A 21,978-nucleotide genomic window follows, 5' to 3' on the forward strand; every position below is an offset into this window, starting at 1 on the left:
TTAATGTCTTTCGCTCCTCGCGGCTCACAGGAATGGCTGGCCATAAATAGCTGATGACGACAGGCTGCTATCGGCTAATAGCAGACGCTGGTTCAAATCCAATTTGACAAATTGCGGACAGTTGCCTGCCTTACTCAATCTGCCTTCTATTAAGCCTGGTTTCGCGATGTGAAAAAGGTCGTCACTGCCGCGAGTACCAGCAAGATAGAACTTGCGAGAAATGTCATGCGATAGCCGCTCCCGTCAAACAGCAGCCCGCCGAGTGTAGAGCCCAGCGCAATGGATAGCTGAATGACTGCAACCATCAGGCCGCCACCGGCTTCAGCATCGTTGGGCAAAGCCCTGGCTAACCACGACCACCACCCCACAGGTGCCGCCGTCGCGATCAGGCCCCATAGCCCAAGCAGTACAAAAGCTCCCACGACTCCACCGCCAAGGACAATCAAGGAAAGTGCAATGGCGGCCATCAAGAGTGGAATGCAGACCAGGACGCGGTACATTCCGGTTTTCAGGAAAGTGCCGATCAGAATGGTTCCGACAAAACCCGCCACGCCGATGACCAGCAGGATCATCGACAACATGGAGACATCTACACCAGTGACGGTTTCCAGGAATGGGCGCAGATAGGTGAACAATACAAACTGCCCCATGAAGAAAATGCCCACACTCAACATGCCGAAACTGACCAATGGGCTCTTAAACAATCGGAAGACATTGCCAGCGCCCGGTTTGCGCGGTGCCGGCGTCATGGCTGGCAGGCTGATCCACTGCCAGATCAACGCGATGATCGCTACCGGAATAAGGCACAAAAAAGCACCCCGCCAACCGATGACACTCCCCAGATAGCTTCCCAGTGGTGCGGCCACTACGGTTGCCAAAGCATTGCCGCCGTTGAAGATTGCCAGAGCCTTCGGCACGCTCTGCGCAGGTACCAGGCGCATGGCCAGTGCCGCCGACATCGACCAGAATCCGCCGATCACCACGCCGATCAGCGCACGACCAATCATGTACACCGTATAGTTGGGCGCCAGACCGACCACCAGCCCTGACACACACATAATCCCGGTCAGTAGAAGCAACAACGTCTTGCGGTCCATTGAACCCGCTAGCCTGGAAATCGAAAGGCTTGTCAGCACCGCGAAGGCGCCGGAGATGGCGATCCCATACCCGGCCAGTCCTTCACTGATTTGCAGATCCGATGCAATCGGCGTGAGCAAACTGACAGGCATGAACTCCGAGGCGATCAGCGCGAATACGCACAGTGTCATCGCAAAGATGCCACTCCAGTAAGCCGGCAGTTCCTCAGTCCCCGGCGTGCCGAGGGCCTCACCTGCCGGGGTGTCGAATACTTGAGCCGTCATTCAAAAACCTCTCATCAAATAGTTGTTGGCTGAAGCACTGGCCTTTTAGCCAACCACCGTCAGGTGCCGGGTAAAAAAGGCGGTGAGGTTGGTCCAGGGAATCAAGTTCACGCGGTCGTACAGATCCACGTGACCCGCGCCGGGAACCCAGGCCAGTTCCTTAGGTTCGGCGGCGCGTTGGTAGGCGTCCTCGCTGAACTCTTTGGAGTGCGCTTGATCGCCAGATATGAACAGCAGCGGGCGCGGGGAAATCGTTTCGATATCGTTGAATGGATAGAAATTCACGAACCTGACTTCACTGGTCAAGGCGCGGTTTTGCGTCGTTTCCAACGTACTGCCATGAGGGATGTGGATGCCGCGTGGCGTGCGATAGAAGTCCCAAAACTCGCGAGTTACCGGGTCGGTTTCCTTGCCAGGTTGCGCAGGCAGATAGTTCAGAAATTGCAATGTTCCGGTAGAGAACTCGTCATAGCGTTGCTCGGCGGCTTTGGCGAGCATGGCCTGGCGTTGCTCCACAGTCACTGAGTGCCTCAGACCATGACGGGTGACGGCGCCCATGTCGTACATGCTGACGGTGGCCACGGCTTTCAAACGCAGATCCATCTTGGCCGCACTGATGGCAAAGCCACCGCTGCCACAGATACCCAGTACGCCGATACGGTTGCGATCGATAAAGTCCCGCGTGCCAAGGTAGTCAACGGCGGCACTGAATGCGTCGGCATACATTTCGGGGGCAACCTGGTTACGAGGCAGGCCCTCACTCTCTCCCCAGAAAGGCAAGTCAATCGCCAGCGTGATGAAGCCTTGCTCCGCCAACTTTTGTGCATAGAGCATGGAGCTTTGCTCTTTGACTGCTCCCATGGGATGACCGACGATAATTGCAGGCGCTTTAGCGTTTCCAGCCAGATTTTTGGGCGTTACAAGATTGCCCACAATTTGAAGATTGCATGTGTTCTTGAAGGTCACCTTTTGCACGGTGACCTTGTCGCTTTTGTAAAAATTGTCGGCGCCCTCCGGTGGGCTGACAGCGCTTTTCGAGTCAGCTGCCAAGGCAGAACCGCCTGCGACTGAAAGGACGCCCCAAGCCGCAATGCTGACGCCGGTGGCCTTTACGAATGCGCGCCGATCAATCCCTGGAGAGTCCAAGGCTTCTGTAGCTTCAAGAAGAGTTACAGGTGTCTCGCTCATCATCAGTACTCCGTTCCAGATAGGTGACAGAGCTTGACGGATTAGAGATATCTTGATTAGTAGGCGTAATCTTCATGTGGTTTTGAGAAAAACTCAGCAATGGCCCATACCAAAGTCAACGATCTCCAAGCTTTTCTGGCGGTGGCGCGCGATCAAAGCTTTACGAAAGCCGCCGCCAAACTGGGCATTACTCCTTCTGCGCTGAGTCATACGATCCGGGCACTTGAGCAAAGACTGGGGATACGACTGCTGGCCCGCACGACACGTAATGTGTCGCCGACAGAGGCCGGAGAGAGATTGATGCGCTCGATCGCCCCGCTTTTTGATCAGATCACCGCCGAGCTTGAAGCGCTGGGCGAGCTGCGGGACAAGCCCAGTGGCACGATTCGTATTTCCTGTACTGATGATCAGATTGAGTTGTGCATTAGGCCGATGCTTGCAAGCTTCCTGAAGAGCTACCCGGATATCACACTGGAGTTCTACGTCGACTATGGATTCACCAATGTGGTCGAGGAGCGATTTGATGCTGGCATTCGCATGGGCGAATCGATCAGCAAAGACATGATCGCCGTTCGCATAGGGCCGGATTGGCGGTTGGCGGTGGTGGGCTCTCCAGAATATTTCGAACGCAACCCGGCACCAACAACCCCCCATGAGTTGACCGGGCATGACTGCGTGAATATCCGGCACAGACCATCAGGAGCGATCTACGCATGGGAATTTGAAAGGAATGGCCAGGCTTTTACCGTCAAGGCAGAGGGACAACTTGTTTTCAACAGCATCATGCATGTACTCAATGCCGCCGTTGATGGCGTTGGCTTGGCCTACGTACCAGAGGAATTGGTAGCACCCTATCTGGCCGACGGCCGACTCAAAGAAGTCTTGGGCGACTGGTGCCCTGAGTTTCAGGGTTACCATTTGTATTACCCCAACAGACGCCAGGCGTCTCCCGCCTTTTCTGCATTGGTGGAGGCGCTGAAATATAGAAGCTGAGCCTTCTGCATTCGACGCGCGGCAACGTCTGCTATGGGTTGTGGATTCAACCGGTGAACGCAACAGCTGCTTTCGATTGCAGCCCTTCGCGAAAGGCAGCGACTGGCCAAACTCGTCATTCAGTTGTGTTCGGGAAATCGGGGACGGTTCACTTTACGGCTCAGAACGCTCCATTGGCTCGACGTTGCGCTGGGTCTTTCGCTCAATACAATCCCCGACTTTTGATTACTCAATGTAATAAGTGAAAATCAATTCTGGGGCTCTATCGCCGTCCGCTCTAGTAATAAGATGGCTCCATCAAACCATTCCTACTGGAGAATCGCGTGAAAAAAACCATTATTGCCGCCCTGCTAGCCGCTGCCGCTAACTATGCCAACGCCGGCACGGTATTGGTTGTACTGTCGGATCAGGCTCAACTGGACCTGAAAGACGGCAAGGTCATGCAAACAGGTTTCTTCCTGAACGAATTAATGCAACCGGTGCAGACCTTCATCGCGGCGGGTCAAACCGTCATATTTGCCACCCCTAGCGGCAAGGCGCCAACCGCGGACCAGAAATCCAATGATGTGAGCTTCTGGGGCGGCGATGAAAAGGCCCGTCAGGAAAGTCTCGCGCTGCTGGCCACGCTGAAGCTGACCTCGAAGAGCGGCTCGCCGGCAATCAGCTTCGCGCAGGTTCAGAAAATCGGCTACGACAAGTTCGATGCCGTATTCGTGCCTGGCGGCCATATCCCGATGCAGGATCTGCTGAAGGACAAGCAACTGGGCCAACTACTGACCAACTTCCATGAAAAAGGCAAGATCACCGGCTTCACCTGCCATGGCACCATAGCCATGTTGTCGGCGATCCCCGACGCGCACGGTTTTGTCTCCGCGCTGGAATCGGGCAAACAGCCGGCAGCGCCAGCCAATTGGATTTACAAAGGCTACAAAGTCACCGCCTTCACCGACGCGGAAGAGGAGCAGGCCAAAGGTTTCCTCGGCGGCGGCCAGATGAAGCTGTTCCCGCAGGATGGCCTGACGGCAGCCGGTGCTAACTTCTCCGAAGCCAAGCCATGGAGCGAGAACGTGATCGAGGACCGCGAAGTCATTTCCGGCCAGAACCCACAGTCGGCCAAGGCAGTCGCCGTGGCCATGCTGGCGAAAATGAAGTAATCCTGGGCGGTCGTTTAGGTGCTGCGAGTCGATCTGCTTTGGCTCCAGCACCACCGTCTATCCCGACACGCTGCAAGCTTGTGTGTCGGAAGACCTTCCACGAATGCGAAGAAGCCGCGCGCCCATCCGGCTTTCCAGGCGAACTATACTTCCCCACTGCCGATCGGGTCAGACCGAGAGAGCTCGCTGCTGTGGTGAAGCTTCCAGCCTTCACGGCGCAGACAAATGCAGCGATGTCACCAAATCGGTTGGCTTCCCTGGGTAGCTTTACTCCAGGACATGCATCGAGTGTATGCGGAGCATTAAGCCCCACGTTTTCCTGTTCATTTATCAATAGGACTGGATCATGATCCTCAAGCGCATAGGCTCGCAGCCATCGATAAAAGCCCCTGAAGCGTACTTCACGGGCACCGTCCGTATGGACCCACTCAACACCCCTCCTGAACCCGCCCGAGCGTCCATCGTCAGCGTCACCTTTGAACCCGGTGCTCGTAGCGCCTGGCATACCCATCCGCTGGGCCAGACGCTGATTGTCACCGCAGGCTGTGGCTGGACGCAGTGTGAAGGCGAACCTCAATTTCGGCACGCCGGCGCCAATCGACGTGCAGAACCACAACTAAGTATCTGCTACTGCATTTCGTCGCTTCAGATCATCCCCAACCCTGAGCCTCTTCGATAAAGTGCAACACCGCGCTTGAACGCTCATCAATCCTTGAGATCAGCGACAGCTCACTGACCATTTCCGGCTGAGCCAGCGGTACAATCCGTATCCCTGGCATGGTTAGCCGGGTCATCGTTTCAGGCACGATGCTCAGTCCGATTCCTGCTGCAACCAATCCGGGAATGCTCATCAGCGACGGTACGTACATGATGTTCTGTGGGTGCAACTGATTTTGTCGACACGCCTGGAGCGTATGCGATGTCAAACCTATACCCGTCGGGTCCTGTAAAAAAACGAACTTCTCGTGCCGAAGCATTGCCAACTCGCCGGTGAAATTCTGCGCCAGCTCATGATTGTCCGGAATCAGCAGGACGAGTTTGGACTGGCTGAAATGATGGGTGCGCAAGCGGTCGGGCAAGTGATCCTTGAACACCCGGGCAAACGCCAGGTCGAGCTTATGGTCGAGCAACATGTCGAACTGAGTACGGATACCCGCATCCACCAGCGACACTTTCACCTCGGGAAACGTGCTGAAGTAATGGCGCAGCAATTGCGGCAGATTGGCTTCGAACAACGCCGAGTGATAGCCGATGTTGATCTCGCCAACTTCACCACGCCGGGCACGCCGCGCAGCGGCAGTCGCCAGTTCGCTGGACTCGATGGATTGCCGCGCATGGGGCAGAAATGCCTCGCCAGCAGCGGTCAACGCCACCCCACGGTTTTCCCGCCGGAACAGCGCCAACCCCAATTCGGACTCAAGGGTTCGCATCAATTGGCTCAGTGCCGGTTGCGCAATGCCCAATTGCTCGGCGGCCCGGCTGAAGTGTTGCAGGTCGGCGGCGACTACAAAGGCTTTCAGGTGACGCAGTTCCATAACGGCTACTCATAAGGCTGGCTTATCTATTTATCTGGATTTCGATAATTATTCTGCAAGCAGGATGCGTTAACGTCTACTCACTTCGACGTTTTTGCTGGCGCCATCGCCCGGGCTGGATCGTAGGGGTACCCCATAACCATAAAAAAAGACGAGCACCTCTATGAGCACAACCAGTCAAGAGACTCATGATTTGCGCATGCCTCGCAAAGCAGTGACCGCCGCAACCATAGGCACCGCCCTGGAATGGTTCGACTTCACGCTCTACGGCGCGGTATCGGCGACTATTTTGCCCAAGCTGTTTTTCCCGGCGATGGAACCCACTGCCGGCCTGCTCGCTTCGCTGGCGACTTTCGGCGTTGGCCTGGCCGCGCGTCCATTGGGCGCCATTACCTGTGGCTACCTCGGTGACAAGCTTGGACGGCGCAACCTGATGTTGGCCACCGTGACCATGATGGGCCTGGCTTCGGTATTGATGGGTTTGTTGCCCACCTACGGCCAGGTGGGGATCTGGGCGCCGATCCTTCTGGTGTTGCTGCGGATCATTCAAGGCTTCGCGCTGGGCGGTGAGTCCACCGGGGCACAACTGATGGCGCTGGAACACGCGTCTCCCGATCGCCGCGGACGGTATTCCGGCATGCTCGGCTTGTGCTCACCGCTCAGTCAGATATTGGCCAACGGCGTGCTGATGGGCTTGGCAGCGACGCTTTCAAGTGAGCAATTCGAAAGCTTTGGCTGGCGAATTCCTTTCCTCATGAGCTTCGTACTGGTGGTGGTCGCGATCTTCATCCGCCTCAAAGTCGATGAAACCCCAGCCTTCGTCGCCTTGAAAAAGAACCCGGTCAAGCAGGAAAAGAGCCCGCTCAAATCCGCTGTCGGCAGCCACTACAAGACCATCCTGCGCCTGATGCTGTTTTTCTGCTCGCCCGCTGCGCTGTTCTACCTGATCGTGATTTTCTCCCTCAGCTACCTGACCAAGCACTTGGGCTTTAGCCAGTCGACCGGCTTCATGTCGCTGATGGTGGCTAACGTCTGCGCCATTTTCGGTGCGCTGGCCGGTGGTTATCTGTCGGATCGCTGGGGCCGCAAGAAGGCGCTGGCTCTGGGCTCATGCATGACGTTGCTGATCCTGTTCGTCTACTTCCCGATCCTCAACACGCTGAACGTCCCCGCCATCATGGCAATCATGGGGCTGTTCCTGGGCTTCACCCAGTTCCAGAGCGGCATTCAGCCGGTAGCCTTCGCCGAATCATTCCCGACCCAGGTTCGTTACTCCGGCTCGGCACTGGCCTACACCGGTGCCAACCTGGTGATCGGCGGCCCTATGCCGATGATCGCCGTGTGGATGATGAGCCAGTCGAACAACTCCCCGTGGCCTCTGGTGACGCTGTGCGCGGTGATCAACCTGATCTCGCTGGCAATGATCGTCATCGGCCCGGAAACCCGTGGTATCGACCTCAATACTGTCGCCAAAGACGACGCAGTCGACACTCGCGCTTCAGCCCTTCTTTCCAAATAACGCAGCAGGACGACCATGAACCGCACCGTCTTCATCCTCAACGGCCCTAACCTGAACCTGCTGGGTCGTCGTGAGCCGCACATTTACGGCCACACCACGCTCGAACAAATCCGGCAACGCACTGAAAGGCTGGCAGAGGAACTTGACCTGGTCTGCGATTTTCGCCAGACCAACCACGAAGGCGTGATGGTCGACTGGATTCAAGAGGCCTTCGAGCAAGGCGCAGCAGTGATCATCAACCCGGCCGGCCTTTCGTTTCACTCGATTCCGGTCCTGGATGCGCTGAAGCTGATCGACGCACCGCTGATTGAACTGCACCTGTCGAACATCCATGCACGGGACGAACTGCATCGCCACTCGATCATGTCGAGCGTGGTCAATGCGGTGATCTGCGGCATGGGCGCCGACGGTTATCCGCTGGCCATCAGGGCCATTGACGACCTGTTGCGTCGCGAGGCATCCAACACCTGACACCCCTTTTCACCAGACGCTGACACGGCGGTCTGCCGGCAGATAGTTGCCCGGGCCGCCTGCACCTCAAATTCAGTGCCGGCTTCGAAAACTCCCGAAAAAAACAATAATTCACCGAGAGAAAAGCACCATGCGCCACACCTATTTTCGCCGTAACGTTCCCACACATTACAAATTAATCGGCCTGACCCTGGCGCTCAGTGCCGCCTGGGCAAGCGTCGCTAATGCCGATGAAAATAGCGGTTTTATCGAGGGTGCGACCTCCACACTCAATCTGCGCAACGCCTACATCAATCGAAATTTCGTCAATCCCGCCTACCCTAATGCTGCCGCACCACAGAACAAAGCCGAGGAATGGACGCAAAATTTCATCCTTGATACCCGCTCCGGTTACACCCAAGGGCCGATAGGTTTCGGCGTTGATGTCCTAGGGCTTTACTCGCAAAAGCTCGACGGCGGCAAAGGCACTGGCGGTACGCAGTTGCTACCTATCCACGATGATGGCCGTCCTGCTGACAACTTTGGACGACTAGGGGTTGCCGCCAAGGCCAAGGTTTCGAAAACGGTGGTGAAAGTCGGCGAATGGGTCAGTACCCTGCCGATTCTGCGTTCGGATGACGGTCGCTCGCTGCCGCAGACATTTCAAGGTGCGCAGATCACCTCCCAGGAAATCGGCGGGCTGACGTTGTACGGCGGTCAAATCCGGCAGAACAGCCCGCGCAATGACGCCAGCATGGAAGACATGTCCATGAACGGCAAAGCGGCGTTCACGTCCGATCGATTCAACTTTGGTGGCGGTGAATACACCTTCAACGACAAGCACACGACGGTGGGTGCCTGGTACGACGAGCTCAAGGACATCTATCAGCAACAATACTTCAGCTTGAGCCACAGCCAACCCGTGGGCGACTGGACACTTGGCGCCAACATGGGCTTTTTCACCGGTAAGGAAAACGGCGCCAGCCTGGCCGGCGACCTGGACAACAAGACCGCCTTCGGCCTGTTCTCCGCCAAACTGGGGGGAAACACGTTCTATGTGGGCCTGCAAAAGCTCACCGGCGATACCGCGTGGATGCGCGTCAACGGTGCCAGTGGCGGCACCTTGGCGAACGACAGCTACAACTCCAGCTACGACAATGCGCAGGAACATTCCTGGCAGGTTCGCCATGACTATAACTTCGTCGCACTGGGTGTGCCGGGGCTGACCATGATGAACCGCTACATCAGTGGCGATAATGTGCACACCGGTGCTATCACCGATGGCAAGGAATGGGGTCGCGAATCGGAGCTGGCCTATGTAGTTCAGTCTGGCGCCCTGAAAAACCTGAGCGTCAAATGGAGAAACGCCAGTATCCGGAAGAACTTCAGCACCAACGAGTTTGACGAAAACCGGCTCTTCATCAGCTACCCGATATCGCTGTTGTAAGGTTGCTTATTTGAACAAGCTGCGACTCATCTGCCGCAATGTAGGTGGGTCGTGGCGTACCCTTTTGTTATTTTGCACGCGAACGCTCCTACAGTTGACTCGGCGTCACGACTGCCCGAATGCGGGTGTTTCCCCATAAAAATAATGACTGGACAAATCATGTTGCTTCGCAAATTGAGCCTTGCCCCTCGTTCCGCATTCTGCTTTGGTTTCTTTTGCCTTCTTATAGTAGGACTTGGTTATCTTTCCGCCCGACAAGCAGCGATATTCTGCGGGCCAACACCTGGCATACGTTCGGCGGCTATGACACCGTCACCTACAACGGTGTCGACAGGATCAAAAGCCAACACAAGTCCTCCACCGCGGATCTTGGTGTTGGCGTGGTCGCAAAATTATCCCCAACCGTCAGTGTCTATTTCGCAACTGACTACAACACCAATCTGGACAGTAACGAACTGGACGGACTCAGCGGTAACCTAGGCATCAGGATGAGTTGGTAATCTCCATGCTCTTTTTCGGACCTCTCAGTGACTGAGTAGCAACTCGTCCCTGAATGGAATCTGAAAATGACAAAGGCCCGCTGAACGATTTAGCCAATCTGTTGCATCGACCGGTTGAAAGCTCGGTCGATTGCTGAACCCGACCTGGTCATTTCAACGGGTCATACGTGACCAATGTCTTTGGCTCCAGATACGCGCTCATCCCCCACCTGCCCATTTCGCGCCCAAGGCCTGAATGCTTGAATCCACCGAAGGGGGCACGCGGTTCGTGGGCCAGGGTGTTGATGACCACACGTCCCGAATCGATCTGAAGAGCGATATTCACACAGCGTTCGTGGCTCTTTCCCAACACCAGGGCGCTCAGCCCATAGTCCGTATCGTTGGCAATACTGATCGCATCAGCGTCATCCTCGTAGGGGATGATCGTCAGCACGGGGCCGAAGATTTCCTCACGCGCGATGCGCATCCGGTTGTTGGCATCAGTAAAGATCGTGGGCTTCACGAACCATCCGGCATGTAAACCTTCCGGGCGACCTTCGCCACCGGCCAACAACCTCGCACCTTCTTCCTGGCCGATACGGATGTAGCGCTGCACCCGTTCCCATTGTTTCTGGCTCACCATCGGACCGATGTCGGTGTCGGCGTTGCGTGGATCGCCCGATTGGATCTTTGAGACACCCTCCTTCGCAATCCGCTCGAACTCTGCCAGCCGGCTGCGCGGCACGAGGATGCGAGTGCCCGCGATGCAAGCCTGGCCGCTGTTGAGAAATCCGGCTTGCAGCACCAGCGGCATGACTGCCTGGAAATCCGCATCGTCAAGCACCACGGTGGGCGACTTGCCGCCCAGTTCGAGCGTCACGCGCTTCATGGTGTCGGCGCCGGTTCTTACCAGATGCTGACCGACAGCGGACGACCCCGTGAACGAGATCTTGGCAACATCGGGATGACGGGCGATTTCCTCGCCAACCACATCGCCCCTTCCGTTGACGATATTGAATACCCCCGGTGGCAGCCCCGCTTCGTGCAACGCCCTGACCACGACCTGCGTCTGCAGCGCGCTCATCTCGCTGGGCTTGATGACGGCGGTGCAGCCTGCCGCCAGCGCGGTGGCCAGTTTGTTGCAGATGAAGCCCGCATTGCTGTTCCAGGGCGTGATCAGACCGGTAACGCCTACGGGTGTCAGAATGACCCTGGCCATGCCGACCTGTTCCTCGAAATCGAACGCCTCCAGTGCATCGATCGCTTGCGCAATCACATCAACCGGAAAAGTCGCCATCCAGCGCCCGCGAACCGCAGGCGCGCCATATTCCACGAGGATGGCTTCGAGCAGTTCTTCCTCCCTTGCCGCCATGGCCTTGTGCATGCGTTGCAGTGCCGCAATGCGCTCCTCCCGACTGGTACGAGCCCAGGCCGGGAACGCAGCCTTGGCGGCGGCGATGGCACGCTGTGCGTCCAGTGCATCGCCTAGCCGAACCTGACCGATGACTTCCTCGGTGCTCGGGTTATGGAGGTCGAACCATTCCTGACCGTGCGGAATGACGAACTCGCCGTTGATGTAGATGTGTTCAATGCGCTGCATGACGATTCCTCGTTCAAAATGACTCGCCTGAATCGAGCCTCTGTGATGAAGTCTAAGAATGATTCATTAATCCGATAAGCCATCCTTTGGCTTATGAAGCATCCTTATATTCAGGACAAACCATGCACCGAACAGGAATGACCGAGCTGGAAGTGGTTCTGGCCGTTGCGCGCCGCAGCAGTTTTCGCGGCGCGGCACAGGAATTGGGCATGTCCACTACCGCCGTGAGCAGCGCGGTGGCCGGCCTGGAAGCGCGCCTGAAAGTGCGCCTGTTCAATCGCTCCACGCGCAGCGTTGCCCTCACCGACATCGGGCAACGCTATGTGGCACGCATCGCACCTGCGTTGGCACAGATCCAAAGTGCCGGCGAAGAGGCCAGCGTCGGCCCCGACGAACCCAGCGGCACATTGCGCATCAATGCACCGCATGGCGCGGCCTACCTGCTGCTGGAGCCACTATTGAAGCAGTACGCTCAGCGCTATCCCGAAGTGCGCATCGACATCGTCAGCGAATCAAGCATGGTCGACATCATCGCCGGTGGCTTCGACGCCGGGATTCGCCTGGCAGAGTCTGTGCCGCAAGACATGATTGCCGTGGCACTGTCAGGTGACATCCGGATGCTCGTGGTGGCAACGCCCGAGTACCTCGAACGCCACGGCGTGCCCGAGCATCCGCGAGATCTACTCACCCACCGGAGCATCGGCATGCGCATGGCCCATGGTGGCCTCTACCAGTGGGAATTGGAGCGCGATGGCCAGAAGGTGCAGATGGATCTGCCGGTGCGCTTCGCCTCCAACGAATTGCTGGCCATCAAACAGGCCGTATTGTTGGGCCTTGGCATCGGTTTCATTTCCGAGTGGTTCATCCAGGAAGAATTGGCAAGCGGCGCCCTGGTGCCGGTGTTGAGGCCGTGGTGCCCGTCGTTTGGCGGGTTGAGGCTCTATTACTCGGGCCATCGCTTCGTGCCGGCACGATTGCGCGCACTGATTGATCTGGTGCACGAGTTGCGGCCCAATCTGCTTTGAAAAAAGGGCGACAGCACACCGTTGCGGCGTTCATTCGTCTCGGTTTTACGGCGGTCATGCACAGGGCGCTTTCGACATTTCTGACGCAATTAGCCAGCCAGGACCATTTCTGCGGCGCTTTTGACCGAAATCAATCGCAACGGCTATCTAAAGCATAAAATACAAACATTGTATTTTTCCAACGACTACACTCATACATCAAGCAATATTAATTAACTGTGCTATTTAGATGTTACACGCTTTAAAACAGCGCTCCTCCATTCAACCCTCCTAACGGAATTTGCATGAAGATTGAAATTCTTAAACAGGCAGTTATGGATTCGCGAGATGGCATCACCATCTCCGATAATTGTATTGACGACAATCCGCTGATTTTTGTAAATCCTGCTTTTGAGCGCATGACCGGTTACTCGTTTGAAGAAATCACTAACATCAACTGCCGATACCTACAAAAAAACGATCAAGAACAGCCTGAACTTGAAATTATTCACAAAGCCGTTAAAAAAGGTGAGTACTGCCTCGTAACCTTGCGCAACTACCGCAAGGATGGAACGATGTTTTGGAATGAGCTAAGCATATCCCCAATACATGATGGAGATGGTGTCGTAACCAATTTTTTAGGCATACAAAAAGATGTAACATCTCGCATGTTAATACAGCAGCAACTTCGCGACGAGCATCAGTCCCTCGAGGAAATGAAAGCACACTTCGAACAATTATCCATAAAAGATGGACTGACAGGCATTTTCAATCGTCGTTTTTTTGATACACAGTTCGAAATTCAATGTAAAATTGCATGCCGCAATAGCGACTCATTGACGCTTGCCATGATTGATGTTGATAATTTCAAGTCGTTCAATGATATTTATGGACATCAAGCTGGCGACGAAGCATTAATACGTGTCGCAGATAGTTTGAATAAGTCTTTTCAGCGAGGTTCTGATTTTGCAGCCAGGTATGGCGGTGAAGAATTTGTAGTTCTTTCCAACGGCATGACGAAAGACCAATCAGCTCGGCACGTCGGAACTCTATGCCAACTAGTGCGAGACTTGAGAATACCGCACTCCGCTTCCAGCACAGGCTACTTATCTATCAGCGTTGGTTTTTCAGTACATACATTTGGTCCACTGCACCCGTACAACGTACTACTGGCGCGAGCCGATAAAGCTCTCTACATAGCTAAAGAACGGGGTAGAAACCAGTTTTTTAATCTTTAGGTTCTGTACGACATTCTGGAGAAAATAGCTTTTGTTCAACATCATCTAGCGCCCTAAAGGTCTGTTTGTGGGTCGCCTAGGTCCGTTTGCGACAGGCAGCAATCGGCCAGAAGCGCCCAGTCGGCACCGCCAAAAAAACTATACAGATACATTCGCACTACTAAAGTCCCGGAGTACGCTCCACCCAAAAACATGCCTTTGATCTACGCAGATATTTTCGTGTGCCCGGCTCCGGTGTCGTGGGGTCAGAGCAGCCTTGACGACTGACTACGATCGTGACTTTTCCCTCTCGCCCCACTGCACCGCTCAAAGCCCCCCTGCTGCGAACCCTTCACCCTCACACCTCATCCAAAGCCTCGAGCACTCCCTTATCCTCACCCAGGAACCCGCCGCTTTGATGCTGCCACAGCCGCGCATAGATGCCGTTCCTGGCGAGCAATTCGGTGTGGGTGCCCTGTTCGATGATGCGTCCGTCATCCATGACGATGAGCCGGTCCATGGCCGCAATCGTGGACAGCCGATGGGCGATGGCAATCACTGTCTTTCCCTGCATCATTTCATCGAGGCTTTCCTGGATGGCCACTTCGACTTCCGAGTCCAGAGCGCTGGTGGCCTCGTCAAGCAGCAGGATCGGGGCGTTCTTGAGCATCACCCGGGCAATCGCGACGCGTTGGCGTTGGCCGCCCGACAGCTTGATGCCACGCTCACCCACAAGGGTGTCGTAGCCAGTATGCCCTTGCCGGTCGCTCAGTTGGCTGATGAACTCATCGGCCTGGGCATTGGCCGCGGCGCTGCGGATTTGCGCTTCGGTCGCATCGGGGCGGCCATAGGCGATGTTATCGCGAATCGAACGGTGCAGCAGCGAGGTATCCTGGGTGACCATGCCGATGGAGCCGCGCAAGCTTTCTTGCGTCACATGGGCGATGTTTTGGCCGTCGATAGAAATCACCCCGCTGTCGACGTCATAGAAGCGCAGCAGGAGGTTGATCAGCGTGGATTTTCCGGCGCCAGAGCGGCCAACCAGGCCGATTTTTTCGCCCGGGCGGATGCTCAGGCTCAGGCCATCGAGTACCTGGCGTTCGCCATTGTAGTTGAAGCTCACCTTATCGAAGGTTACCGCGCCGCCGGAAGTCACCAGCGCGCCAGCACCCGGCGCATCCTGCACCTTGGCGCCCAGGGTCAGCGTCGCCATGCCATCCTGTACGGTGCCGATGCTCTCGAACAGCGAGGTCATTTGCCACATGATCCAGTGCGACATGCCATTGATACGCAACGCCATGGCGGTGATTGCCGCCACGGCACCTGCGCCGACCTCACCCTGGTGCCATAGCCACAGGGCATAACCACCTGCGGCCATGATCAACGCCACCACCAATGCCTGGTTGACGATCTCGAATTGGCTGACCAGGCGCATCTGGCGAAAGCCGGTTTGCTTGAAATCCTCCATCGCTGCACGCGCGAAATGCGCTTCACGATTGGAGTGGGAGAACAGCTTCACCGTCGTGATGTTGGTGTAGGCGTCTGAGATACGCCCGGTCATCATCGACCGCGCATTGGCCTGCTCCTGCCCGACTTTCCCCAAGCGGGGCACGAAGTACAGCATGGCCAGCCCGAACAACACGACCCAGCCAACAAAAGGCAGCATCAGTTTCAGTGCGAAGCCGCCGGCCAGCGCGATGATCGCGATGAAGTACACCCCGATCCCGGGTGCGATCTCGATCAGGGTGAATAGCACGTCGCGCACGGCTAGCGCAGTCTGCATCACCTTGGTAGTGACCCGACCGGAAAACTCATCGGAAAAAAACGAAAGGCTTTGCCGCAGCATCAGGCGATGAAAGTCCCAGCGCAGCCGCAATGGCAGATTGATCGCCAATATCTGGTGCTGCACCATGGTGCGCAAAGCCACCAGCCCGACGCTGGTCACCATAACAATGCCCATGCCCCACAACACGCGACTTTCCTGCACAGCCGCCTCACCGCCTGCCTGCCACGTCGAGAGCAGGTCCACGACCTGCCCGAGGAAGGAAAACAGCCAGGCTTCGTAAATCGACACACCGGCACTGAGCAGCGCAAACAAAAGGATGTAACCCCGGGCGCCGCGCGTGCAGGCCCACAGGAACCGGGCCAAGCCATCGGGTGGCGGTGGTACCTCGTCAGGAGGAAAGGGGTCGAGCCTTCGTTCAAATGCACGAAGCATGGTGGTCTCCAAAACGATCAAGTGAAGGAGATTCTGCCATTGAACGGTTGCTTTGAGGGTTTTGCGAAGTTAGAGGTATGGCGCTGTTGGCAGGTCGCTCGGGCAGGAACACAGTGCCAATATTGAAAATTTTGCGTGCACCAATGGAATTTCGCACACGCACCGCCAGAGCGGCGATTAATGAGCTATACCCGCTAATCTCCCATTGCAGTTCTTTAACGCAGGAGTTTGGCAATGAACCTCAAAAATTCAATGACCGCGCTAATGGTCAGCGCAAGCCTCTTCGGCTGCACCACTTCATCAGACCATGGCGTGAACGTTACTTTGGTTGCCACCCGACAAAACACCGGCCAGATCGGCAACGTCGCGCTGTCCGACTGGGGCAAACAAACCGGGCTCAGCTTCTTCATCAGTGGCGCTCCAGCCGGGTCATCCCTGCCCTTGCGCCTCTACTCCTTCATCAACAAAGGCAGTTGCGAGAAACCCGGGCCAGTTGCCTTTGCGATGAATGATCACGTCACCACCGAACGCCAGGCCGTACGCGGCTGGTCGTTCTCAAGAAGCGCTCCTGTGGCATTGCCGGAACTGCTTGCCGGCGAGTACTCCATCGTCGTGCGCAGTGCGCCGGACAGTGGCAACGCCGATATTTTTTGCGGCGATATCAAGCAGGGAGGCTCGGTGAAATAGCCTCCCGTGCTGTTCACTGCGGTCCAGGTTTCATTGTGGCCAGAGATCGACCGGGAAGTACTTTTCCGAGATTTGCGTGTACTTGCCCGAATCATGCAGTTGCGTGAGCGCCTGGTCGATTCGCGCCTTGAGTGCGGTGTCACTCTTGCGCAGGCCCGCGCCTATGCCCAGACCATATTGCAAGGGGTCCATTTTAACGCTGCCGATCCCTTTCTCCTCGTACGCCAACCCGTCCTGGGACTTCAAGAAATCGATGTCGCCGAGCTTGTCGAGGAACATGACGTCGATCCGGCCAGCCAGCAAATCGGCATTGCAGTCGTCCTGCGTGGTGTAGATACGAATGGTCGACGACTTGCCGTAAGCGCTCTGGATGAACTCGGCATTGGTGGTCGAGCCCTGCACACCGATGGATTTACCGGCCAGGCCCTCGGGGGTCAGTGTCAGCTTCTCGTCCTTCGCGGCAACGAAAATCCCCGTCGTTTCATAGTAGGGACGCGAGAAGGCAATCACTTTCTGCCGTTCCGGGCTGATCCCCATTGAGTTGAAGAGCACGTCGAACTTGTTGGAAAGCAGCGCTGGGATAATACCGTCCCAAGCCACTTCCTTGATCTCGCACTCGGCTTTCAGCTGCTCGCAGAGCGCCCGGATCAGGTCAGGCTCGAAGCCGGTGAATTGCCCGGTGGGGGTCTTGACCAGAAACGGCGGATAGGGCTCCGCGGCCACACCAAAGCGCAGCGTTTCCGCCGCTGCGCTGGCCGGAGCCGTGAAGGAACACAACGTCATGCCGAGAGAGGCCAGCAAAGTCAAATTGCGGAGCATTCGTTTCATGGTCGATCCCTTTTTTCAGGAGGATGGTTGCGAACAGAACAGTTGTTACGTGCATCGATTCAATATCGTCTTTTTACACCCCGGTGACGGGCAATGGCAGCCATCCCTGGATCGCTTGCCAGTCCGTCTCGAGTGCCGAAAAACGGGACAGCGAGAAGGTCGAGAGGTCGGCGAAACTGCACGTGCCGTCGACGACGAGATCGCGAATGGCATGACCACTCGCCGGCGAAAGTCCGAAGCCGACACCGGACATCGTCGCGACGGTGACGTTATCCAGCTCGGCCGGACGGTCGATGACGGGACGACCGTCCGGGGTGTTTTCGATGAACCCGGCCCAACTGCGAATCACCCGTTTGTGAGCGATTTTGGGGAACAGTTCGCCGAGCCGTTTGGCGATATTGCATTGCAACGGTGTCGACTGCGCACGGGTGTCGTGCAGATCGGCGAGGTCGACCCATTCGTGCGGGCCGCCGCCATACGCCAGGTTGCCGCGCAGGGTTTGCCGGCCATACAACCCATTGCCATCCACACCGCCAACTTCCATCAACGGCAGCGGTTCAGTGACGATCATCTCGGCGCGCGCGGTAACGAGCGGGATGTCGACGCCGAGCTGGGCCGCCAATTCACCGGTATGCGGGCCTGCGGCAAGCACCAGGTGGTCGCAGGCGATCAGGCCTTGCGCCGTGCGCACGCCCGTCACGCGACCGCCCTGGCGTTCGATTCCGACGACGGGCGTGTGCTCGCGCACGCGGCCGCCGAGATTTTGCAGCGCCCACGCATAAGCCTGCAGGGTGCGATGCGGATTGGCGTGGCCGCCGAAATGGTAGTAGAAGCCCGCCAGCACATTATCGCCTGCAAAGGGCACGATTTCGCGAACCTGCTGAGGGTCGAGCAGGTCGACACGCAATCCGTAATGCGCGGCTTCGTCCACGACTTTTTGGTCGAGCGAAACCTGGTGTTCGGTGAGATCGATACTGATGCGGTCCGGGCGGTACTCGGTCGGATAACCGAGTAATTCATCCATCATCGGCCAGAGCCGCTGTTCTTCGACAAACAGTGGACTGTGGTGGTGCGAGCACCCGCCGCCGTTACGGCCCGAGGCGCCCCAACCAATCAGGCTGGCTTCGAGGACCAGCACATCGACGCCATCGCGTGCCAGCCACCAGGCGGCGCTCAATCCGGTCACGCCGCCACCGACGATGACGACGGACGCACGGTTGGACGATTTCGTAACTGCCTGCATGGTGTCAGCCCTCGTTATGCGGCGGGTTGGTGCAACCGGCGATGTCTTTGGGGCGCTGGGCGACGGTTTGCTGCCCGGTGCACAGCCAGAACGGCGTCCATTGCGACGGCATGTCAAACCACGCATCCCACCGGTTTTGCATGTGCGGCGTTTCCTCGATCTGTCCAATCTGTCGCAGTGACAGCGGGCGGACCGGCGGACGAAACGAGGCCAGCGCGATGGCGTCGACACTCACGTCAGCGCTAATGCCCAGCAAAGTAGCCACCTGCTCGCGGCAACGACGTCCCTGGCACGGGCCCATGCACGCCCGGGTCAGGCGCTTCGTGACATCCGGGTTGGGCTGCGACGAAATCATCGCGTTTTCCAGCGCGGCATTGGCGGGTGTCCAGTCCAGATAACGCGGTGGCTGTTGGGCCATGATTTCGTTGGCCGTCACCTCTTCACACAGGCAAACGAAGGGTGCGTTCTGTGCGTGGACAGTGGACGCTCGCACCCATGCCGTACGGTTGGCGGCCACATCGCAGACAGGCGCGTCGGGCATCGGCGCGGTGTCGTCCTGAGCAATATCGACACCCAACGCGGCAAGCGCGGTGTGTGCGGCGATCCGCCCTTCGCGCCGGGAAATGCTGTCATCGAGGCTTTTCGAGGCCCAGATGCCAGCGCAATCGCCCGCCACCAGAACGAACGGCAACGACGTGCGCTGCGCAAGGTCCGCGTCGGCGACGTGGCCGCCGCGGTCGGCCTGGAATGACGTGCGGCAGCCTGCGGCCTCGACCAGTTCGATCGCGGGAATGGCCGCCACGCCCAGCAGCACGGTGTCGCATTCAATCTCGATCAACGCCTGGCTAGCGGGGCGACCCGCCGTGTCGACAGCGGCGCAGATCACGCGCTTGACGCCGAAGGCATCCCCGGCCGCCTCGCGAACCACATGCCCGGTCAACACCTGAGCGCCCTGCTCGACCAGCCGTGCGAGCAGCGCGGGATCGCCGCCGACCTGTGCGGCCTGCTCAATGACTGCCGCAATGTGCACGCCCTGGTTGACCAGCGCATGGGCCGTGGCGAGTGCTTGCGTGTCGCTACCGACCAGCACAGCACGCTTGCAGTCCAGCGCCTCGTACACCGTCGCCAGCCGATGCGCGGCGCTGACACCCATGACGCCCGGGCGATGCCAACCGTCAAAGGCTAGGCCCATGTCACGTCTTCCAGCGGCGACGATCACCTGCTTGAAGCGCAGCAGCCAGGCGTTTTCGTCATCGGCGAGGCCGGCGACGGCACCCTCGATCCACGCCGTGGTGCGTTGTTGAGGAAACAGGCCCCAGACCGCCGTGCCGAGCCGCACATCGACCCCCGCTTCTAGCGCCTCGGCGATCTCCGGGCGAGCGTCGAGAAGGGTTTGCAGCACACTGTTGCGGTTAGCGACCGCAGCGCCCATGCGGCCACCGAAATGCAGCGGCACCTCCTCGCCCATGGTGTCGAGGGGGACGGGATTTTCGTCCACCAGCGTGACGCGAAGGCCATGGCCAGCGGCGGTCAACGCGGCAGCGAGGCCTGCGGGGCCGGCGCCGACGATGAGAATGTCGGTCTCGTCGCTGATGGGCGGTGCTTTACCGGCCACTGACGCGGGATCGTAGTAGATGTTTGGTTCGAGAGGTCTTGTCACCGTGTTTCCCTCGGGAGATAGACGTGTGGATATCGACTAGAACAGCGAAGACGGCGGCTTGACGTCGCCCTCGGCGAATCGCGACAGACGCAGTTGGTGCATGTCCAGTCCCGGATCGCCTGAGTCGATCCAGTTCGCCAGGGTTTTGCCGACGATGGGGCCCATGGCAAAGCCGTGGCCGCAAAACCCGGTGGCGACGGCCAAACCACGCGGCGAGGTATGCGCGTCGATGACAGGAATGCCGTCCGGCAAGACATCGATACCGCCCGCCCATCGGTCGACGATCTGTGTACTCACCTGCCCGGGGAACGCGGCCTTGAGTGCGCGCATCGCCGTTACCAGCCCGTGGTCATTCGGTGGAGTCAGCGGATTGCGCTCGTGAATCCCCGCGCCTAGCCGTGACGCTTGCGACCACGGCATGCGCTGGCGCAGGTCCGTCAGGCACGCGCCGTTCAGGTTGAAGCGAAACGATTTACGGTGCGCCCACAACGACGGCGCGTACCAATGGAGGGCGCGCAGATGGCCGAGCGTCATATCGACGTCGACATGCGCGTCGTCGGCGATGTTGAAGCTGCCGTCCCGCCGTTGCCGGAAGCCTACGCCGTTGGCAATCGTGGAAATGCCACTCAGCGTTGGCCCCGATGTGGTCCGCGCCACCGTGCCCCTGACCAGCTGCTGCGGCAAGGCAATGCCGAGCGACTTCAGCAAGCGGAACGTCGTGACGCCAGCGGCACACACCACGGTTTTCGCCTTCACGTAGCCCCGCTCGGTTTCAACGCCCACGACCTGGCCGGCGGCGACGTCGATGCCCTTGGCACCACACTGTTCGACGATCTGTGCGCCCAATTCACGGGCGCGCATCGCGAAGGCACGCGCCACCAGCGTGGGCTCGGCTTGACCGTCGCTGGCGGTAAACAAGCCACCGAGTTGCGGGACGGCGTAACCCGGCAGTTTCTTTTCCACCTCGCGCGGCGAAAGCATCACGGTATCCACCGAAAAGCTGCGCGCGACACTCAGCCACGATTCATAGCCGTCACGTTCGGCCTCATTGCCCGCGACGAACAGACAGCCGTCGTTGCGCCATCCCAGGTCGGTCTGGAGTTCGTGTTCCAGCGAGCGCCAGATCTCGATGCTGGCCTGCATCAGCGGCACTTCCGCCTCGTCACGGGATTGCTGGCGAACAAAGCCCCACGCCCGCGACGATTGCTGCCCGGCAATGACGCTTTTTTCGAGGACAAGAACCTTGGCCCCCGCTTTGCTAAGGTAGTAAGCGCACGCACACCCCATCAGGCCACCGCCGATGATCACCACGTCAACTTCACGAGGCAGGAGGTCCCGGGGCGTCGACGCCGTGGCAAATGCCGTTTCTGGAGAGTTCATAAGGGGAACCGTCAG

General features: G+C 57.9%; 18 protein-coding genes and 2 pseudogenes. 10 read left to right on the forward strand and 10 right to left on the reverse strand.

The annotated features are described in order from the left end of the window. Positions 1–149 precede the first annotated feature (149 nt). Together ACA052_RS18145 and ACA052_RS18150 are read right to left on the reverse strand one after the other, a co-directional pair. Complete coding sequence (locus ACA052_RS18145) at positions 150–1,361, reverse strand: MFS transporter (protein WP_497646117.1); 1,212 nt, start codon at positions 1,359–1,361, stop codon at positions 150–152. 45 nt (positions 1,362–1,406) lie between these two features. Then, on the reverse strand, positions 1,407–2,552 hold the full coding sequence (locus ACA052_RS18150) for an alpha/beta hydrolase (RefSeq protein WP_497646118.1): 1,146 nt from the start codon (positions 2,550–2,552) through the stop codon (positions 1,407–1,409). Between the two features lie 96 nt (positions 2,553–2,648). On the opposite strand from ACA052_RS18150, the gene ACA052_RS18155 reads away from it, so the two are divergent. Both ACA052_RS18155 and ACA052_RS18160 read left to right on the forward strand, forming a co-directional pair. Continuing rightward, a complete protein-coding gene (locus tag ACA052_RS18155) occupies positions 2,649–3,542 on the forward strand; it encodes a LysR family transcriptional regulator (RefSeq protein ID WP_497646119.1) in 894 nt (297 codons plus the stop codon). 323 nt (positions 3,543–3,865) lie between these two features. After that, the gene (locus ACA052_RS18160; protein ID WP_497646120.1) at positions 3,866–4,696 is read left to right on the forward strand and encodes a type 1 glutamine amidotransferase domain-containing protein; all 831 of its coding nucleotides are present in this window, start codon (positions 3,866–3,868) and stop codon (positions 4,694–4,696) included. Positions 4,697–4,804: 108 nt separating this feature from the next. Here the strand turns inward: ACA052_RS18160 and ACA052_RS18165 are convergent. Next, positions 4,805–4,931 (reverse strand): annotated as a pseudogene (locus tag ACA052_RS18165) (helix-turn-helix domain-containing protein); the annotation flags it as partial. Between the two features lie 111 nt (positions 4,932–5,042). Between ACA052_RS18165 and ACA052_RS18170 the strand changes: the two are divergent. Beyond that, a pseudogene (locus tag ACA052_RS18170) lies at positions 5,043–5,270 on the forward strand (cupin domain-containing protein); the annotation flags it as partial. Between the two features lie 76 nt (positions 5,271–5,346). On the opposite strand, the gene ACA052_RS18175 reads toward ACA052_RS18170, so the two are convergent. Next, complete coding sequence (locus tag ACA052_RS18175) at positions 5,347–6,231, reverse strand: LysR family transcriptional regulator (RefSeq protein WP_497646121.1); 885 nt, start codon at positions 6,229–6,231, stop codon at positions 5,347–5,349. 163 nt (positions 6,232–6,394) lie between these two features. On the opposite strand from ACA052_RS18175, the gene ACA052_RS18180 reads away from it, so the two are divergent. From ACA052_RS18180 to ACA052_RS18195, 4 genes are all read left to right on the forward strand, one after another. Then, positions 6,395–7,750: an MFS transporter gene (locus tag ACA052_RS18180; protein ID WP_497646122.1), complete on the forward strand. Its 1,356-nt coding sequence runs from the start codon at positions 6,395–6,397 to the stop codon at positions 7,748–7,750. A 15-nt stretch (positions 7,751–7,765) separates the two neighbouring features. Continuing rightward, entirely contained in the window at positions 7,766–8,221 is a 456-nt protein-coding gene (locus ACA052_RS18185; RefSeq protein ID WP_497646123.1) for a type II 3-dehydroquinate dehydratase, read from the forward strand. Between the two features lie 130 nt (positions 8,222–8,351). Continuing rightward, positions 8,352–9,647 (forward strand): OprD family porin, encoded by a 1,296-nt coding sequence (locus ACA052_RS18190; RefSeq protein ID WP_497646124.1) that lies wholly within the window; start codon positions 8,352–8,354, stop codon positions 9,645–9,647. A gap of 215 nt (positions 9,648–9,862) precedes the next feature. Then, positions 9,863–10,147: an autotransporter outer membrane beta-barrel domain-containing protein gene (locus tag ACA052_RS18195; RefSeq protein WP_497650355.1), complete on the forward strand. Its 285-nt coding sequence runs from the start codon at positions 9,863–9,865 to the stop codon at positions 10,145–10,147. A 148-nt stretch (positions 10,148–10,295) separates the two neighbouring features. Here ACA052_RS18195 and ACA052_RS18200 read toward each other — a convergent pair whose 3' ends face one another. Beyond that, a complete protein-coding gene (locus ACA052_RS18200; protein WP_497646125.1) occupies positions 10,296–11,726 on the reverse strand; it encodes an aldehyde dehydrogenase family protein in 1,431 nt (476 codons plus the stop codon). 122 nt (positions 11,727–11,848) lie between these two features. Between ACA052_RS18200 and ACA052_RS18205 the strand changes: the two genes are divergently transcribed. Together ACA052_RS18205 and ACA052_RS18210 are read left to right on the forward strand one after the other, a co-directional pair. Continuing rightward, positions 11,849–12,751, forward strand: coding sequence for a LysR family transcriptional regulator (locus ACA052_RS18205; RefSeq protein ID WP_497646126.1), 903 nt, complete (start codon positions 11,849–11,851; stop codon positions 12,749–12,751). A 284-nt stretch (positions 12,752–13,035) separates the two neighbouring features. Further along, entirely contained in the window at positions 13,036–13,968 is a 933-nt protein-coding gene (locus tag ACA052_RS18210; RefSeq protein ID WP_497646127.1) for a GGDEF domain-containing protein, read from the forward strand. A 337-nt stretch (positions 13,969–14,305) separates the two neighbouring features. On the opposite strand, the gene ACA052_RS18215 is transcribed toward ACA052_RS18210, so the two are convergent. Further along, positions 14,306–16,165 (reverse strand): ABC transporter ATP-binding protein, encoded by a 1,860-nt coding sequence (locus tag ACA052_RS18215; RefSeq protein WP_497646128.1) that lies wholly within the window; start codon positions 16,163–16,165, stop codon positions 14,306–14,308. A gap of 234 nt (positions 16,166–16,399) precedes the next feature. Here ACA052_RS18215 and ACA052_RS18220 point away from each other — a divergent pair, with 234 nt between their 5' ends. Next, positions 16,400–16,852 carry a hypothetical protein gene (locus tag ACA052_RS18220; protein ID WP_497646129.1) on the forward strand — a complete coding sequence of 151 codons (453 nt, stop codon included), beginning with the start codon at positions 16,400–16,402 and terminating at the stop codon, positions 16,850–16,852. Between the two features lie 30 nt (positions 16,853–16,882). On the opposite strand, the gene ACA052_RS18225 is transcribed toward ACA052_RS18220, so the two are convergent. The 4 genes from ACA052_RS18225 to ACA052_RS18240 all read right to left on the reverse strand — a co-directional run bounded on the left by ACA052_RS18225 (position 16,883) and on the right by ACA052_RS18240 (position 21,963). Then, complete coding sequence (locus tag ACA052_RS18225; RefSeq protein ID WP_497646130.1) at positions 16,883–17,680, reverse strand: transporter substrate-binding domain-containing protein; 798 nt, start codon at positions 17,678–17,680, stop codon at positions 16,883–16,885. Positions 17,681–17,753: 73 nt separating this feature from the next. After that, on the reverse strand, positions 17,754–18,923 hold the full coding sequence (locus ACA052_RS18230) for an NAD(P)/FAD-dependent oxidoreductase (RefSeq protein ID WP_497646131.1): 1,170 nt from the start codon (positions 18,921–18,923) through the stop codon (positions 17,754–17,756). Positions 18,924–18,927: 4 nt separating this feature from the next. After that, positions 18,928–20,583 carry an FAD-dependent oxidoreductase gene (locus tag ACA052_RS18235; protein ID WP_497646132.1) on the reverse strand — a complete coding sequence of 552 codons (1,656 nt, stop codon included), beginning with the start codon at positions 20,581–20,583 and terminating at the stop codon, positions 18,928–18,930. A 36-nt stretch (positions 20,584–20,619) separates the two neighbouring features. Continuing rightward, on the reverse strand, positions 20,620–21,963 hold the full coding sequence (locus ACA052_RS18240) for an NAD(P)/FAD-dependent oxidoreductase (protein WP_497646133.1): 1,344 nt from the start codon (positions 21,961–21,963) through the stop codon (positions 20,620–20,622). Positions 21,964–21,978 lie beyond the last annotated feature (15 nt).

This window comes from Pseudomonas sp. LBUM1644 (genome assembly GCF_059716195.1).

Coding starts and splice junctions, on each gene's coding strand:
- ACA052_RS18145 (WP_497646117.1), bottom strand. CDS start 1,361: ATGACGGCTCAAGTATTCGACACCCCGGCAGGTGAGGCCCTCGGCACG.
- ACA052_RS18150 (WP_497646118.1), bottom strand. CDS start 2,552: ATGATGAGCGAGACACCTGTAACTCTTCTTGAAGCTACAGAAGCCTTG.
- ACA052_RS18155 (WP_497646119.1), top strand. CDS start 2,649: ATGGCCCATACCAAAGTCAACGATCTCCAAGCTTTTCTGGCGGTGGCG.
- ACA052_RS18175 (WP_497646121.1), bottom strand. CDS start 6,231: ATGGAACTGCGTCACCTGAAAGCCTTTGTAGTCGCCGCCGACCTGCAA.
- ACA052_RS18180 (WP_497646122.1), top strand. CDS start 6,395: ATGAGCACAACCAGTCAAGAGACTCATGATTTGCGCATGCCTCGCAAA.
- ACA052_RS18185 (WP_497646123.1), top strand. CDS start 7,766: ATGAACCGCACCGTCTTCATCCTCAACGGCCCTAACCTGAACCTGCTG.
- ACA052_RS18190 (WP_497646124.1), top strand. CDS start 8,352: ATGCGCCACACCTATTTTCGCCGTAACGTTCCCACACATTACAAATTA.
- ACA052_RS18200 (WP_497646125.1), bottom strand. CDS start 11,726: ATGCAGCGCATTGAACACATCTACATCAACGGCGAGTTCGTCATTCCG.
- ACA052_RS18205 (WP_497646126.1), top strand. CDS start 11,849: ATGCACCGAACAGGAATGACCGAGCTGGAAGTGGTTCTGGCCGTTGCG.
- ACA052_RS18210 (WP_497646127.1), top strand. CDS start 13,036: ATGAAGATTGAAATTCTTAAACAGGCAGTTATGGATTCGCGAGATGGC.
- ACA052_RS18215 (WP_497646128.1), bottom strand. CDS start 16,165: ATGCTTCGTGCATTTGAACGAAGGCTCGACCCCTTTCCTCCTGACGAG.
- ACA052_RS18220 (WP_497646129.1), top strand. CDS start 16,400: ATGAACCTCAAAAATTCAATGACCGCGCTAATGGTCAGCGCAAGCCTC.
- ACA052_RS18225 (WP_497646130.1), bottom strand. CDS start 17,680: ATGAAACGAATGCTCCGCAATTTGACTTTGCTGGCCTCTCTCGGCATG.
- ACA052_RS18230 (WP_497646131.1), bottom strand. CDS start 18,923: ATGCAGGCAGTTACGAAATCGTCCAACCGTGCGTCCGTCGTCATCGTC.
- ACA052_RS18240 (WP_497646133.1), bottom strand. CDS start 21,963: ATGAACTCTCCAGAAACGGCATTTGCCACGGCGTCGACGCCCCGGGAC.